This window comes from Micromonospora sp. NPDC050397 (assembly GCF_044901685.1).
Taxonomy (GTDB): Bacteria; Actinomycetota; Actinomycetes; order Mycobacteriales; family Micromonosporaceae; genus Micromonospora_G.
On record NZ_JBJDPS010000002.1, the window covers coordinates 158,376 to 171,552 of the forward strand.

At 70.4% G+C, this 13,177-nt stretch carries 13 protein-coding genes; 8 read left to right on the forward strand and 5 right to left on the reverse strand.

Annotation, left to right across the window (positions count from 1 at the left end):
- Nucleotides 1-112: 112 nt before the first annotated feature.
- Both ACI2K4_RS06835 and ACI2K4_RS06840 read left to right on the forward strand, forming a co-directional pair.
- Complete coding sequence (locus ACI2K4_RS06835; RefSeq protein WP_404509395.1) at nucleotides 113-1,288, forward strand: ROK family protein; 1,176 nt, start codon at nucleotides 113-115, stop codon at nucleotides 1,286-1,288.
- 123 nt (nucleotides 1,289-1,411) lie between these two features.
- Complete coding sequence (locus tag ACI2K4_RS06840; RefSeq protein ID WP_404509397.1) at nucleotides 1,412-3,100, forward strand: N-acetylmuramoyl-L-alanine amidase; 1,689 nt, start codon at nucleotides 1,412-1,414, stop codon at nucleotides 3,098-3,100.
- A gap of 60 nt (nucleotides 3,101-3,160) precedes the next feature.
- On the opposite strand, the gene ACI2K4_RS06845 is transcribed toward ACI2K4_RS06840, so the two are convergent.
- Together ACI2K4_RS06845 and ACI2K4_RS06850 are read right to left on the reverse strand one after the other, a co-directional pair.
- Nucleotides 3,161-4,165, reverse strand: coding sequence for an ABC transporter permease (locus ACI2K4_RS06845; RefSeq protein ID WP_404509399.1), 1,005 nt, complete (start codon nucleotides 4,163-4,165; stop codon nucleotides 3,161-3,163).
- Nucleotides 4,162-5,253, reverse strand: a complete 1,092-nt coding sequence (locus ACI2K4_RS06850; RefSeq protein ID WP_404509401.1) for an ATP-binding cassette domain-containing protein — start codon at nucleotides 5,251-5,253, stop codon at nucleotides 4,162-4,164. The genes ACI2K4_RS06845 and ACI2K4_RS06850 overlap by 4 nt, the downstream gene beginning before the upstream one ends.
- A gap of 55 nt (nucleotides 5,254-5,308) precedes the next feature.
- Between ACI2K4_RS06850 and ACI2K4_RS06855 the strand changes: the two genes are divergently transcribed.
- On the forward strand, nucleotides 5,309-6,235 hold the full coding sequence (locus tag ACI2K4_RS06855; RefSeq protein WP_404509402.1) for an ABC transporter ATP-binding protein: 927 nt from the start codon (nucleotides 5,309-5,311) through the stop codon (nucleotides 6,233-6,235).
- Between the two features lie 127 nt (nucleotides 6,236-6,362).
- Nucleotides 6,363-7,997, forward strand: coding sequence for a cellulase family glycosylhydrolase (locus ACI2K4_RS06860; RefSeq protein WP_404509404.1), 1,635 nt, complete (start codon nucleotides 6,363-6,365; stop codon nucleotides 7,995-7,997).
- 227 nt (nucleotides 7,998-8,224) lie between these two features.
- Here ACI2K4_RS06860 and ACI2K4_RS06865 read toward each other — a convergent pair whose 3' ends face one another.
- Together ACI2K4_RS06865 and ACI2K4_RS06870 are read right to left on the reverse strand one after the other, a co-directional pair.
- Nucleotides 8,225-8,758 carry a hypothetical protein gene (locus tag ACI2K4_RS06865; RefSeq protein ID WP_404509405.1) on the reverse strand — a complete coding sequence of 178 codons (534 nt, stop codon included), beginning with the start codon at nucleotides 8,756-8,758 and terminating at the stop codon, nucleotides 8,225-8,227.
- A complete protein-coding gene (locus tag ACI2K4_RS06870) occupies nucleotides 8,755-9,102 on the reverse strand; it encodes a hypothetical protein (protein ID WP_404509406.1) in 348 nt (115 codons plus the stop codon). Before ACI2K4_RS06870 ends, ACI2K4_RS06865 begins: the two co-directional genes overlap by 4 nt.
- 484 nt (nucleotides 9,103-9,586) lie before the next feature.
- On the opposite strand from ACI2K4_RS06870, the gene ACI2K4_RS06875 reads away from it, so the two are divergent.
- From ACI2K4_RS06875 to ACI2K4_RS06885, 3 genes are all read left to right on the forward strand, one after another.
- Nucleotides 9,587-10,441, forward strand: a complete 855-nt coding sequence (locus ACI2K4_RS06875; protein WP_404509407.1) for a helix-turn-helix domain-containing protein — start codon at nucleotides 9,587-9,589, stop codon at nucleotides 10,439-10,441.
- 5 nt (nucleotides 10,442-10,446) lie between these two features.
- Nucleotides 10,447-10,683: a DUF397 domain-containing protein gene (locus ACI2K4_RS06880; protein WP_404509409.1), complete on the forward strand. Its 237-nt coding sequence runs from the start codon at nucleotides 10,447-10,449 to the stop codon at nucleotides 10,681-10,683.
- Between the two features lie 220 nt (nucleotides 10,684-10,903).
- Nucleotides 10,904-11,095 (forward strand): hypothetical protein, encoded by a 192-nt coding sequence (locus ACI2K4_RS06885; protein ID WP_404509411.1) that lies wholly within the window; start codon nucleotides 10,904-10,906, stop codon nucleotides 11,093-11,095.
- 52 nt (nucleotides 11,096-11,147) lie between these two features.
- Here ACI2K4_RS06885 and ACI2K4_RS06890 read toward each other — a convergent pair whose 3' ends face one another.
- On the reverse strand, nucleotides 11,148-12,131 hold the full coding sequence (locus ACI2K4_RS06890) for an LLM class flavin-dependent oxidoreductase (RefSeq protein ID WP_404509412.1): 984 nt from the start codon (nucleotides 12,129-12,131) through the stop codon (nucleotides 11,148-11,150).
- Nucleotides 12,132-12,254: 123 nt separating this feature from the next.
- Here ACI2K4_RS06890 and ACI2K4_RS06895 point away from each other — a divergent pair, with 123 nt between their 5' ends.
- Nucleotides 12,255-13,160 carry a ribokinase gene (locus tag ACI2K4_RS06895; protein WP_404510282.1) on the forward strand — a complete coding sequence of 302 codons (906 nt, stop codon included), beginning with the start codon at nucleotides 12,255-12,257 and terminating at the stop codon, nucleotides 13,158-13,160.
- The last annotated feature ends 17 nt before the right edge of the window (nucleotides 13,161-13,177 follow it).

The window sequence follows — 13,177 nt, forward strand, 5'->3', positions numbered from 1 at the left end:
ACCGGTGCCCTGTCGGCTTACCGCCGGAACACCGACCGGCCGTTACGCTACGGCTACTCGGTAAAGGCTAACTCATCTAATAACAAACTTTACTAATAATTAGGGGACCTGCATGGCTTCCACCCGGTTACCCGGCACGCCTCGGCTGCTCCGCGCGCTCAACGATCGCGCCGCGCTCGAACTGCTGCTCACGCAGGGGCCGCTGACTCGGGCGCAGCTCGGTGAGTTGACCGGGTTGTCCAAGGTGACCGCCTCGCAGCTCGTCGAGCGGCTGGAGGAGCGCGGGCTGGTCGTCCGGGTCGGCGAGCAGGCCGGCGGGCGCGGGCCGAACGCGCAGCTCTACGCGGTGGAACCGGGCAGCGCGCACGTGGTCGGGGTGGACGTCGGCCCGGACCGGGTGGTCGCGGCGTGCGCCGACATCACCGGCACGGTGATCGGCCGGGTGGAACAGTCCACCCGCGACACCGACGACCCGGTCGGCGTGGTGCACAACGCCGTGGTCCAGGCGGTGAGCAGCGCCGGGGCGTCGCTGTCGAGCGTACGGCGGGTGGTGCTCGGCACCCCCGGTCTGGTCGACCCCGGCACCGGGGACATCACCTTCGCGTTCAACCTGCCCCGCTGGCACCGGGGCCTGCTCGCCGCCCTCCGGGAGGACCTGCACACGCCGGTCGTCTTCGAGAACGATGTCAACCTGGCCGCGCTCGCCGAGGCGCAGTCCGGCGCCGCCCGTGGCGTGGACGACTTCGTGCTGGTCTGGGTCGGGGTCGGCGTCGGTCTGGCGATCGTGCTCGGCGGTCGGCTGCACCACGGCAGCACCGGGGCGGCCGGTGAGATCGGCTACCTGCCGGTGCCCGGCGCGACCATCCCCCGGGACGTCTCCCGCCGGGCCAAGCCGGCCTTCCAGCAACTCGCCGCGGCCGACGCGGTCCGGGTGATCGCCCGCGAGCACGGTTTCCGGGCGCAGACGGCCGGCGACGCGGTACGTGCCGCGATCGCCGCCGGCACCGAGGGCGGACCGGTGCTGGACGAACTGGCCCGCCGGCTGGCGCTCGGGGTGGCCAGCACCTGCGTGGTGCTCGACCCGCCGCTGGTGGTGCTGGCCGGCGAGGTGGGGCAGGCCGGCGGCAGCGCGCTGGCCGAGCGGGTGCAGCACGAGGTCGCCGCGATCACCCTGGTCACGCCGAGGGTGGTGGTGACCGAGCTGACCGACGAGCCGGTGCTGCGGGGCGCGCTGCGCACCGCCCTCGACGCGGTACGGGACGAGGTGTTCGGCTCCACCGTCGGCTGAGCACCGGAGGGTCACCTACCGTTGACCTCACCGACCTGGACATCGATGAACGTCGCGCTATAGCGTGCCGTCATCCGATCTGTCCCGATCCAGGGAGATCGATCTGTTCGGGGAGGAGTGACGGTGACTGTTCGGTTTCCCCTACGGCGGGCGAGCTACCTGCTCGGCGCCGTACTGATGCTGGCCGCCGGCCTGACCGGTCAACCCGCGCTGGCCGCCGGGCCGGTGGCCGCGACCGACGCGGACGACCGGGTCGGGTCCGGCGGCCATCCGCCGACCCGCTCGGCGCTGGCCGTCGCGTTCGACCGCGCGCAGGCGCGTTACCAGGTGCCGGCCGACCTGCTCGCCGCGCTGGGATACGCCGAGACGAGACTGGACGGGCACGGCGGTGCGCCGAGCGCCTCCGGCGGTTACGGCGTCCTGCACCTGACCAGCAACCCGACCGTACGCACGCTCGACCTGGCGGCCGACCTCACCGGCCTGGACCGGGCCGTACTGCGCACCGACACCGGGGCGAACATCCTCGGCGCGGCGGCGGTGCTGCGTTCGTACGCCGACTCCGCCGGCCTGGACGCCGCCCGGCGCGCCGACCCGAACCACTGGTACGTGCCGGTGGCCCGGTACGGCGGCGCGTCCGACCCGGCGGTCGCCCGGCTCTACGCCGACGCCGTCTACGACCTGCTCGCCACCGGCTTCGCCACCCCGTCCGTCGAGTCGGATCCGACCGGCCTGCTCGCCACCGGGTCCGCCACCCCGGCCGCCATTCAGTCCCCGGCCGGCAGCGCGGCGGCGGACGCGGCATCCCCGTTCGCTGTCCCCGCCCGCCAGGTCGCGCCGCACCGGGGCGAGTACGCCTCCGTCGCGCCGCTCGGCTCCGGACCGACCGGAGGCGCGGGCATTCTCAGCACCGACTACCCGCCCGCGGCCTGGGCGCCGGCCCACTCCGGCAACTACACGGTGTCCAGCCGGGAGTCGTCGTACCCGATCAACTATGTGATCATCCACGTGGCGCAGGGGTCGTACGCCGGCACCGTCAACTGGTTCCAGAACGCCGCCGCCGGGGTGAGCGCGCACTACACGTTCCGTTCCTCCGACGGAGCCGTCACCCAGTCCGTACGCGACAAGGACGTCGCCTGGCACGCCGGCAACTGGACGTACAACACCCAGTCGATCGGGATCGAGCACGAGGGCTACGTCAACCAGGCGTCCTGGTTCACCGACGCGATGTACCGCGCCTCGGCCGCGCTCACCCGCCACCTCTGCGACCGGTACGGCATCCCGAAGGACCGGGCGCACATCATCGGGCACAACCAGGTCCCCGGCGCCACCCACACCGACCCCGGCCCGTACTGGAACTGGACCACCTACATGCAGTACGTCACCGGCAGCGGTGGTGGTGGCGGCTGGACCTCCACGGTGGACAACACCACCGCCGGCCGGTTCACCGCGAGCGCCAACTGGGGCACCTCGACGTACTCGGCCCAGCGGCAGGGTGTCGACTACCGCTACGCCGAACCGGTCGAGGTGAGCGACGTCGCCTGGTACCGGTTCGACGTGCCGGCCACCGCCAGCTACCGGGTCGAGGTCTGGTACCCGGGCGACCCCGGTTACAACGCCGCCACCCCGTACGTGGTGGTCACCTCGACCGGCAACCAGACCGTCCGGGTCGACCAACGCGGCGGCGGCGGACAGTGGCGCTCGCTCGGCAACTTCACGCTCTCCGCCGGAGACGCGAACAAGGTCGGGGTGAGCCGCTGGGCCTCCGGCACCGGCTACGTGATCGCCGACGCCGTCCGCCTCACCCGGGTGTAAGGAAGGGCCCCTTGTTAACGCATAGCGTTAACAAGGGGCCCTTCCTTACACCCGGGACGCTCAGATGAGGTCGCGTCGGCGGAAGGCGGCGAACGCCCCGACCACGAACGCGGCGACCACGAGGGACAGGACGACCAGCCCGATCGGCCAGCCCAACACGTACGGCACCCGCTCGCAGTAGCCGAAGTTGGTGGGGGCGCAGACCGCGTCCCGGGCGCTGAGGTGGATCTGGCCGAGCAGCCAGGCGCCGACGTAGGTGGAGAGCATCCAGATGTCGGGGCGCGACGTGTCGACGATCTCCATCACGATCCGTCCACCGGCCTCCCAGATCACCGCGTACGCCGCGACCGCACCGAGCGCGGCGGCGGTGTGCCGGCCCAGCACGGCGATGGCAAAACCGATCGCGCTCACCATCAGGGTGAGGACCCAGCCCCGGACGACGGTCGGCAGGAGTTCGCTCCAGAAGTCCACGTCGACGTTGCCGCTGAATCCTCGTACCTCGGCCACCAGCCAGAACGCGCCGACGAAGAGCACTGACGCCACCACCGACACCCCGAGTACGCCACCGAGCAGGGCACCCAGCTTGGTGCCGAGTACGGTCAGCCGCTGCGGTCGCCAGAGCAGCAGGTTGACCATCCCGCCGGAGTTCAGGTCGGCCCCGATGTACGACGCGCCGACCAGGAAGCCGAAGAGCGCCAGGAACGTGATCAGGAAGTAGACCAGTCCGGGCACCTGTTGTTCGAAGACGAACACCCCGGCCAGGTAGTCGTGGATCTGGGGCTGCCGCCGTACCAGCGCGTCGCAGTCGGCCGGGTACTTGCGCCACTCCTCGTCCGGGGCGTCCGGACCGAACGCCTCCCGGCACTCACGCAGCCGGCGCTGGTCGGCGGCTATCTCACGCTGGACCTCCGCCTCGGCCCGGGAGATCTCGGCCGAGGTGGGCCGGTGCGAGCCGGCGATCGTGGTCGCGACGGTCACGACGAACGCCGCGACCAGCAGCGCCAGCATGAGCTGGACGAAGCGCCGGGCGGTCAGCCGCTCGAATTCGGCCTGGACCAGATTCACGCCTTCGTCCCCTCGTCGGTGCTGGCCGCCACGTCCTCGAACGCGGCCTCGGATGTTGGCGCGGCCGACGCGGGGACCACCCGGCCCAGTTCGATGTCCGCCTCCGGCTCGTCATGGTCCAGCCGCGGTGTGCGGGGTAGGACCGAGTCGTCGAGCTGGTGTGGGATGCCGGGGTGCGGCACGGTGCCGGTCAGTTCGAGGAAGACGCTCTCCAGGTCCGGGGTGAGCGGGGTCAGCTCGCGTACCCAGAGGTCCTGCTCGCCCAGCACCCTGGTGAGCGCGGCCGGGTCGGACACCCGACCGACCACCAGGTGGTCGGCGTGCACGACCAGGTCGTGGCCGGCCGCCTCGATCAGCGCGGCGGCGCGTCCCTGGTCGTCGACCCGTACCCGGTATTCGCCCCGGTCGAAGCCGGCCAGCACCGCCTCGACCGGCCCGGCGGTGACCCGGCGTCCCCGGCTGATGATGGTCACGTGGTCGCAGATCAGTTCGATCTCGGCCAGGATGTGACTGGAGACCAGCACGGTGACCCCGGCGGCGGCGAGATCCCGCATCAGGTCGCGCATCTCCCGGATCCCGGCCGGGTCCAGCCCGTTCGCCGGTTCGTCGAGGATCAGCAGTTCCGGGTTCTTGAGCAGGGCCGAGGCGACGGCGAGCCGCTGCTTCATGCCGAGCGAGTAACCCTTCACCCGATCCTCCGAGCGGTCCCGCAGGCCGACCCGTTCCAGCACCTCGTCCACCCGGGACAGCGGCACGTCACCGGCGGTGGCGAGCAGTCGGAGGGTGCGCCGGGCGGTGAAGTTGCCGAAGAACTGCGGGCTCTCCACGATCGCGCCGAACCGGGGCGCGACCGCCGGCAGCCGGTCGGGGGCCGGTTCGCCGAGCACCAGCATCCGACCGGCGTCGGCCCGGACGAGGCCGAGCAGCGTACGCAGGGTGGTGGTCTTGCCGGAGCCGTTGGGGCCGAGGAAACCGTGCACCTGACCCGTCTCGACCAGCATGTCGAAGCCGTTCAACGCGACCCGTGGCTGCTGGCGGTTCTGCCGGAACGTCTTGCGCAGGCCCTCTATCTCGATGACCGCGCTCACTCGACCGCCCCGTCGCGTTCCCTCATGTGGATCTCCCGAGTCCTCGGCGTGATCAATGACACGGCGCACCACCCTACGGGGAGGGCGGCGCCCGTGGGGGGCCGCGACACGTGCGTGGTTGGATGGACGGGTGCCTACTGACCTGGTCCAGAACCTCTCCGGTACGGCTGCCGCCGACCCGACGCGCGACCCCGCCGACGACGACCTGGTGATCGCCCTCGCCGGGGTGAACGTGGTCCGCACCGGCACGCACCTGCTGCGTGACCTGAGCTGGCGGGTGGAGTCGGACGAGCGCTGGGTGGTGCTCGGCCCGAACGGCGCGGGCAAGACGACACTGCTCAACCTGGCCGGCGGTCGCTCCCACCCGACCAACGGATCGGTACGGGTCCTCGGCGAGCGGATCGGCCGTACCGACCTGGCCGAGTTGCGTACCCGGATCGGCCTGACCACGGCCGGTCTGGCCGAGCGCATCCCGTCCGACGAGCCGGTCCGCGACGTCGTGCTGACCGCCGCCTGGTCCGTGGTCGGGCGCTGGCGGGAGAGCTACGACGCGATGGACGAGTCGCGGGCGCGTGCCCTGCTGGAGCAGTTCGGCGTGGCCGGACTGGCCGACCGGCGGTACGGCACCCTCTCCGAGGGCGAGCGCAAGCGGGTGCAGATCGCCCGTGCCCTGATGACCGACCCGGAGCTGCTGCTGCTCGACGAGCCGGCGGCCGGGCTCGACCTGGGTGGGCGGGAGGACCTGGTCACCCGGCTGGCCGCGCTGGCCCGGGACCCCGACGCCCCGGCGCTGGTCCTGATCACCCATCACGTCGAGGAGATCCCGCCGGGCTTCACCCACGCGCTGCTGCTGCGCGAGGGCGGGGTGGTGGCGCAGGGCCCGCTCGGCGAGACGATCACCGGTGACAACCTGACCCGTACCTTCGGGGTGGCGCTCACCGTGGAACGGGTCGGCGACCGCTTCGCCGCCCGCGCCGCCTGACCCGTACTGCATCGGCGGGCGCCGGCAATCCGGACAAGTGTCGTCATCTTGACGTAACTGTTAACTGAATTTAATGTTCCTCCATCGACGCGCATCGTCATATCGATTCGACCGTCAGGGGAACAGGATGAACAGAGTCCGTCGGCTGGTGACGCTGGTGTCCGCCACCGCGTTGGCCGTGGCGTCCGCCGTGCTGGTCGCGCCGAGCGCGTACGCGGCGACCGCCAGCTTCACCAAGACCCAGGACTGGGGCAGCGGCTACGAGGCGCTGTTCACCGTCCGCAACAACACGTCCAGCACGATCAACGGCTGGCGGGTCGAATTCGACCTCGCCTCGGGCTCCACCATCGGCAGCTCCTGGGACGCGACCCGGACCAACTCCGGCAACCGGCACAGCTTCGTCAACCAGTCCTGGAACGGCACGCTCGGCGCGGGCGCCAGCACCACCTTCGGATTCACCGTCTCCGGCACCGCCACCCCGGCCAACTGCACGGTCAACGGCGCCTCCTGTTCCGGTGGCGGTGGTGGCGGCGATACCCAGGCACCGAGCGTGCCGGGCAACCTGCGCAGCACCTCGGTCAGCTCGAACAGCGTCTCGCTGGCCTGGAACGCGTCCACCGACAACACCGCCGTGACCGGCTACGAGATCTACCGGGGCGGCACGCTCGCCACCACCGTCACCGGCACCAGCGGCACCGTCGGCGGGCTCAACGCGGCCACCGCGTACACCTTCACGGTCCGGGCCAGGGACGCGGCCGGCAACGTCTCGGCGGCGAGCAACCAGGTCAGCGCGACCACCGCCCCCGGCGGTGGCGGCGGCGGGAGCACCCCGGCGGCGATCAACGGCCAGCTCCGGGTCTGCGGCACCAAGCTCTGCAACCGGTACGGCCAGCCGATCCAGTTGCGCGGCATGAGCACCCACGGCATCCAGTGGTACGCCCAGTGCGTCAACAACAACTCGCTCGACGCGCTCGCCAACGACTGGCGGGCCGACGTGCTGCGCATCTCGATGTACATCCAGGAGGGCGGCTACGAGACCGACCCGCGCGGCTTCACCGACCGGGTGCACGACTTCATCGAGCGCGCCACCGCGCGCGGCATGTACGCCATCGTCGACTGGCACATGCTCACCCCGGGCGACCCGAACGTCAACCTCAGCCGGGCCCGCACCTTCTTCACCGAGATCGCCAGCCGGCACAAGGACAAGACCAACATCCTGTACGAGGTGGCGAACGAGCCGAACGGCGTCGGCTGGTCGAGCATCAAGTCGTACGCCGAGCAGATCATCCCGGTGATCCGCGCGCAGGACCCCGACGGGGTGGTGCTGGTCGGCACCCGAGCCTGGTCCTCGCTCGGCCTCTCCGACGGCGCCAGTGAGACCGAGGTGATCAACAACCCGGTCAACGCCACCAACATCATGTACACCTTCCACTTCTACGCCGCCTCGCACGGCAGCTCCTACCTCAACGCGCTGTCCCGGGCCGCCGACCGGATTCCGATGTTCGTCACCGAGTTCGGCACCCAGACCGCCTCCGGTGACGGCGCGAACAACTTCACCCAGGCGCAGGCGTACCTCGACCTGATGGCGAGCAAGAAAATAAGCTGGGTGAACTGGAACTTCTCCGACGACTTCCGCTCCGGCGCGGTCTTCAACACCGGCACCTGCAACGGCACCTCGTACGCCGGCACCGGCGTCCTCAAGCCCGCCGGTGTCTGGGTACGCGACCGAGTCCGCACCGCCGACGACTTCCCCACCGGCTGACCTACCCGTTCCCATCGGTGGCTGTTCCACCCTGTCCCGCCCTGTTCCACCCTGTCCCGCCCTGTTCCACCCTGTCTCGCTCGGCGAGTCACAGGGTGGAACAGCCACCATTCGCTGTTCGCCTCGGCACTCGTGCTGGCACGGCACTCTTGATTCACGCGCTCGTACCTGTGCTCAGGGCGGGCGTCCGGACGGATTGCGTGGCGTGGATCTCCGTCGTACTCGGGTCAGCGACGGGCCCAGCCGATGAAGCGGGCGTACAGTTCGTGCGGCGGGACGTGGGCGAGATCGTGGCACGCCTCGCTGAGACAGTCGGCGAGATAGAAGTAGAGCAGGCGCCGGTCGTCGGCGTACCTCTTGAGCATCGCGGCCCGACGGGTCGGGCACGGCCAGTCCTCGCCACAGTTCGCGCAGGTCCACTCGGGTGGCGTCGGGATGTGGATGATCGGCGGCAGCTCCAGCGCTCCGATGGGCGAGCGGTTGCGGCCGGCTGTCGGGGATCGGTGTCGACGCAGCAGGGAGCCCGGTCGGATCCGGACCGCGTCGAGCCGGACGAGTACGCGACGTTGGCGCAGCCGGGCCCGGTCGGCGGGACGTAACTCGGTGCCGCGAAGATTGAGCCAGAGGCCGTCGGTGTGACGTTCGCGGTGCCCGATCTCGATCACTTCGAGCAGGAGCTTGCCCAGGCCGTAGCAGTAGTGCCCCTGGTCCACTTCAATGATGTCGCCGACCCGTACGGCCGGTAGCCGACTGTTCCTCACGAAGTCGCTCCCGACACGCGTCGATCGACGGCGAGCGGGTCGAGCCGGAGTTGCCAGCCGAAGGTGAGCAGCGGCGCCGGGTGCGGCGCTGCGCGACGGTGCGGGCTGAGCCAGTCGGTCCAGGGTCGACGTTTGCGCCTGGGAACGTGCGGTGGCACCAACGGTCGGCCAAGCTCGACAAGCCGGTTCGCGGCTGCGTTGGCCGGTGGGCACGGCCCCGTGACCAGGCAGACCGCGCAGAGCCCGGTCTCCTCGACGGGTACGTGAGCGGCGAGGATGTCGCGGGCCGCGTCGGCATCCGCGTCGTCCCGCCAGAGTTGACTGTTCGATCGGTAGACGGTCATCGGCTGCCCCTCCCGTTGGGCGGGGTCGGGCGTACGGCACCACCGGCACGGCAGCAGGTTGCCGTGTCCGGACGCCGCATTGCCGTACGACTGCTGCCGTACGCCCGACCCGGCTCAGCCGGTGGTGCGCTGTCGGGTCAGCGCACCACCGGGTCGACGGGACGAGGACAGGGGCGTCCACCTGCTACGGAACGCCACGGCGAGGTGGGGCTGTGTTCGTCGGAGCGTGGGTGGTAGACACAAGGGGAGTCGTTCCCCGGGACGCGGTCCATTGATTGCTTCCCTTCGACTCGTCGCGGGCCGGGGATGGGAGTGGCCGCCAAACCGACACCCACCCCGGCCCGTTCTCTTACTTCGAGTTGATCACTCAACGTGACCGTTGCTTACCGTCAGCATGCACAGATATTCAAGGATTCGCAAGCTTGCGCTGTGCCCGATTCTGGAACATGCTGTTCTTGCGGTCGGGATCAGAGGTGGAGGGGCGATGGCGAGGGAACAGGCATCGACGTTGCGAGCGCAGTGGCTCGGTCAGCAACTCCGTGAGATGCGGGAGACGGCAGGGCTCACGCTCAAGGATGTTGGTGACTACATCACTCGTAATGCGTCCACTGTCAGTCGCTTGGAGTCGGGTGTCGTGGCGGCTCGGGTGCCGGAGGTTCTCGCGTACCTCGACATTTGTGGTGTGGACGACCCGAGGCGTCGAACCGACCTGACCACGATGGCCAAAGATGCCTGGCAGAAGGGCTGGTGGGATGGCTTCAGCGCGGACGTTGTGGGCTCGCTGATCGACTGGGTATGGCTGGAAAGCCGCGCTACAGCGATCTACTCGTTCCAGATGGGTGTTATCCCTGGGCTCTTGCAGACACGGGAGTACGCGCACGCGCTGATCAGCGCTGCCGACATCGAGGCGTCGACGGCGCAGGTTGCTCGCTTCGTCGAGCTGCGGATCGAGCGACAGCGTCGCCTGGATGTCGGTGCCGGTCTCAAATTCTCGGCGATCCTCGATGAAGGTGCCCTGCATCGCGCGGTCGGCGGACCGGAGGTGATGCGGGCGCAGCTCAGTCGCCTGCGTGAGCTGGCGGGGCACCAGCACGTAGAGATCATGGTGTTGCCGGCTGCGGCGGGTGCTCACGCGAGCCCGGACGGACCCTTCGATGTCTTCCGGATGGCTCAGCCCTACCCCTCGGCCGCGTGCGTAGCCACCGCCGCTGGAACTTTGGTGGTGGAAGGCGATAAGGCCGAGCGCCTCGTTCGGGCGTACGATCGGCTGCGCAACGTGGCACTGCGAGAGCAAGCCGCACTCGCGTTCCTGTCGGAGCTGGAACGACGCTTGGAGTGAGCGAAATGGTGGCAGGACCCTGGCTGACCGCGGTCAAGCTGCCGGCCGTGGCCTGGCACATCAGTAGCCGGAGTGGCAACGGCAGTGGCAACTGTGTCGAGGCGGGGCCGATCCTGGATGGCAGTGGGCGGGTGGCCGTACGGCACAGTCATCACCCCTCCGGTCATGTTCTCGTCTACTCGGGCGCCGGGTGGACCGCCTTCCTGGCTGGTGTCCGGTCCACCTCGTTCGAGCGCGGCTAGCCCCTGCTGCTAGCGCCCGGTCCGGGCTCGGTCCCTCGACCGGACTGCGAGCATTGACGGGTGAGATCACGGCTGCGCAAGCTGCACGTCGACGGGCGAGAGTTCACCTGGAAGGCCGACATCGGGTCTGCTCACCGCCCCGGCGGACGGAGCCTGCGCTACATCCGGGTTCGGGTCTGGGGGCGCTGGCAAGAACGGCCGCGCACTACAGGCCGACCTCGTGACGCGACCCGGGTCGACGCCACGGTCCGACTCCGAGGCGTACCCCTATCCGGTCGCCGAGGACGTGACGGCGATGATCCGGTACGCCCTGATCGCCGGCTGGACACCGGAAACGCTGGGCGGCACCTTCCCTCTCACCTCGGCCGCCGACCTGGCCCTGCCCAATTTCCTGATCACCGACCTCCCCTAACCACCCCAACCCCTCGGGTGGGGGTGGCTCGGGCTCGGACGGGTGGGTGGTGTTATCCCCGTAGGCGGGGGAGGAGGTCGGTGGCGGCCAGGGTGATCTGGGTGACGGCCAGTTGGGGGTCGTTCGGGGGAACAAAGACCACGGAGTCGGCGCCGGCCTCGGCGAGCGCGGTCGCCGAGGCGGCACACTGTTCGGGCGTACCGGATACCGCGAAGCGGTCGAGGTAGTGCTCCGGTAGCGCCTCGGCGAGCTTGTCCACCTCGGGGTGGGCGGAGACCAGGGCGGCGATCTCGTCGGCCAGGTCGTCGTCGGCGGGGGAGAGCGGCGGCCCGCCGACGAGCCGGCCGGCGACGGCGCGACGGGCGTCCTGCCGCCCCTCGTCGAAGTCGAGGAACGCGTAGACGGTGAGCCGGTGCGGGTCGGTACGCCCGGCGTCGGCCCGGCCGGCGTCGATCTGCTCCCGGGCCCAGCGCAGGTACGCCGGGCTCGCGCACTCGGCCAGGATGGTGCCGTCGGCCACCCGTCCGGAGAGCCGCAGCGACTTCGCGCCGCGTACGCCGGTCGAGATCACGGGCGGCTCGGCCGGCGGGAACTCCAGTTTCACCCCGTCGAGCTTCGCGTACTGACCGTCGACCGTGACGGTCTCGCCAGCCAGCAGGGCGCGTACCGCGCTGACCGTCTCGCCGAGCACCGCCAGCGGTGACGGGTGGTGGGCGCCGACCTGGCGCACCCAGTCGGGCATGCCGTGCCCGAAGCCCGGCAGGATCCGGCCGGGGAAGACACGTTCCAGGTTGGTCAGCTCCATCGCGGCCAGGGCCGGGTTGCGGAACGCGGCCGGCAGGATGCCGATCCCGATCTTCAGCGTCTCGGTGACCGAGGCGGCGATCGCGGCAGCCGAGACCGCACCCGTGAAGAAGCAGTCCTCGACCACCCACAACTCGTCGTAGCCGAGCCGCTCCACCAGTCGGGCGTACGCCGGAAGCTGCTCCGGCGGGCTGTCGCAGCGGTACATGACCCCGATTGACCTGTCTCCCATCCTCGGCAGCCTGCCAGAAAACGGCTCCGACCGCCGCCTCTAGAATCATGGTTCGTGTCGGACCGGCGGCTCGACCAGCGGCTCGACCAGCAGGGGACCAGGTTCGACCAGGAGGAGGTGCCGATGAGTCGACCCCGGGTCGTTGTCGTGGGCAGCGCCAACATGGATCTGGTCGCGATGACGCCGGTGCTGCCGGCGGCCGGTCAGACGGTGCTCGGCACCGATTTTGTGATGGTGCCCGGTGGCAAGGGTGCCAACCAGGCGATCGCCGCCACCAGGGCCGGGGCATCCGGGGTGTTCCTGGGCGCGATCGGCTCGGACTCGTTCGGTGTGACGCTCAAGGCCCGGATTTCCGCATCCGGCGTCGACACCGGGCAACTGCGGGTGGTGTACGGCGCCTCCGGTGTCGCCGTCGTCACGGTCGACGCGGTCGGGGAGAACACGGTCGTGGTCGCGCCGGGCGCGAACGCCGCGTTCACCGGGCTGACCGAGCCCGAGCTCTCCGCCGTACGCCGGGCGGACGTGCTGGTGACACAACTGGAGATCCCGCTCGAAACGGTGCTCGAAGCGGCCCGTGCCGCACGGGCCGCCGGAACCCGGGTGGTGTTGAACGCCGCCCCGGCCCGCGAGCTGCCGGCCGAACTGCTCGAACTGGTCGACCTGCTCGTGGTCAACGAGGGGGAGGCGCGGGCGGTCAGCGGGGTCGGGCGGGAGGATCCGGGGGCGCTGCTGGACTCCGTACCCCGGGCGGTTCTGACCCTCGGCGCGGGAGGCGCCTGGTACGGCGACCGGGACGGCACCACCGCGCAGATCCCGGCCTTCCCGATCGAGGCGGTCGACTCGACCGGGGCCGGTGACGCGTTCACCGGCGCGCTCGCGGTGGCCTGGGGCGAGGGGCGTGAACTGGTCGACGCCGTGCGCTGGGCGTGTGCCGCCGGGGCGGCCTGCGCCCGGCACGTCGGTGCCTCCGCGTCCCTGCCCCGTCGGGACGAGATCGACGCCCTCTACGCCACCGCTGCCGGGAACTGACCACACCGCTTGTACGC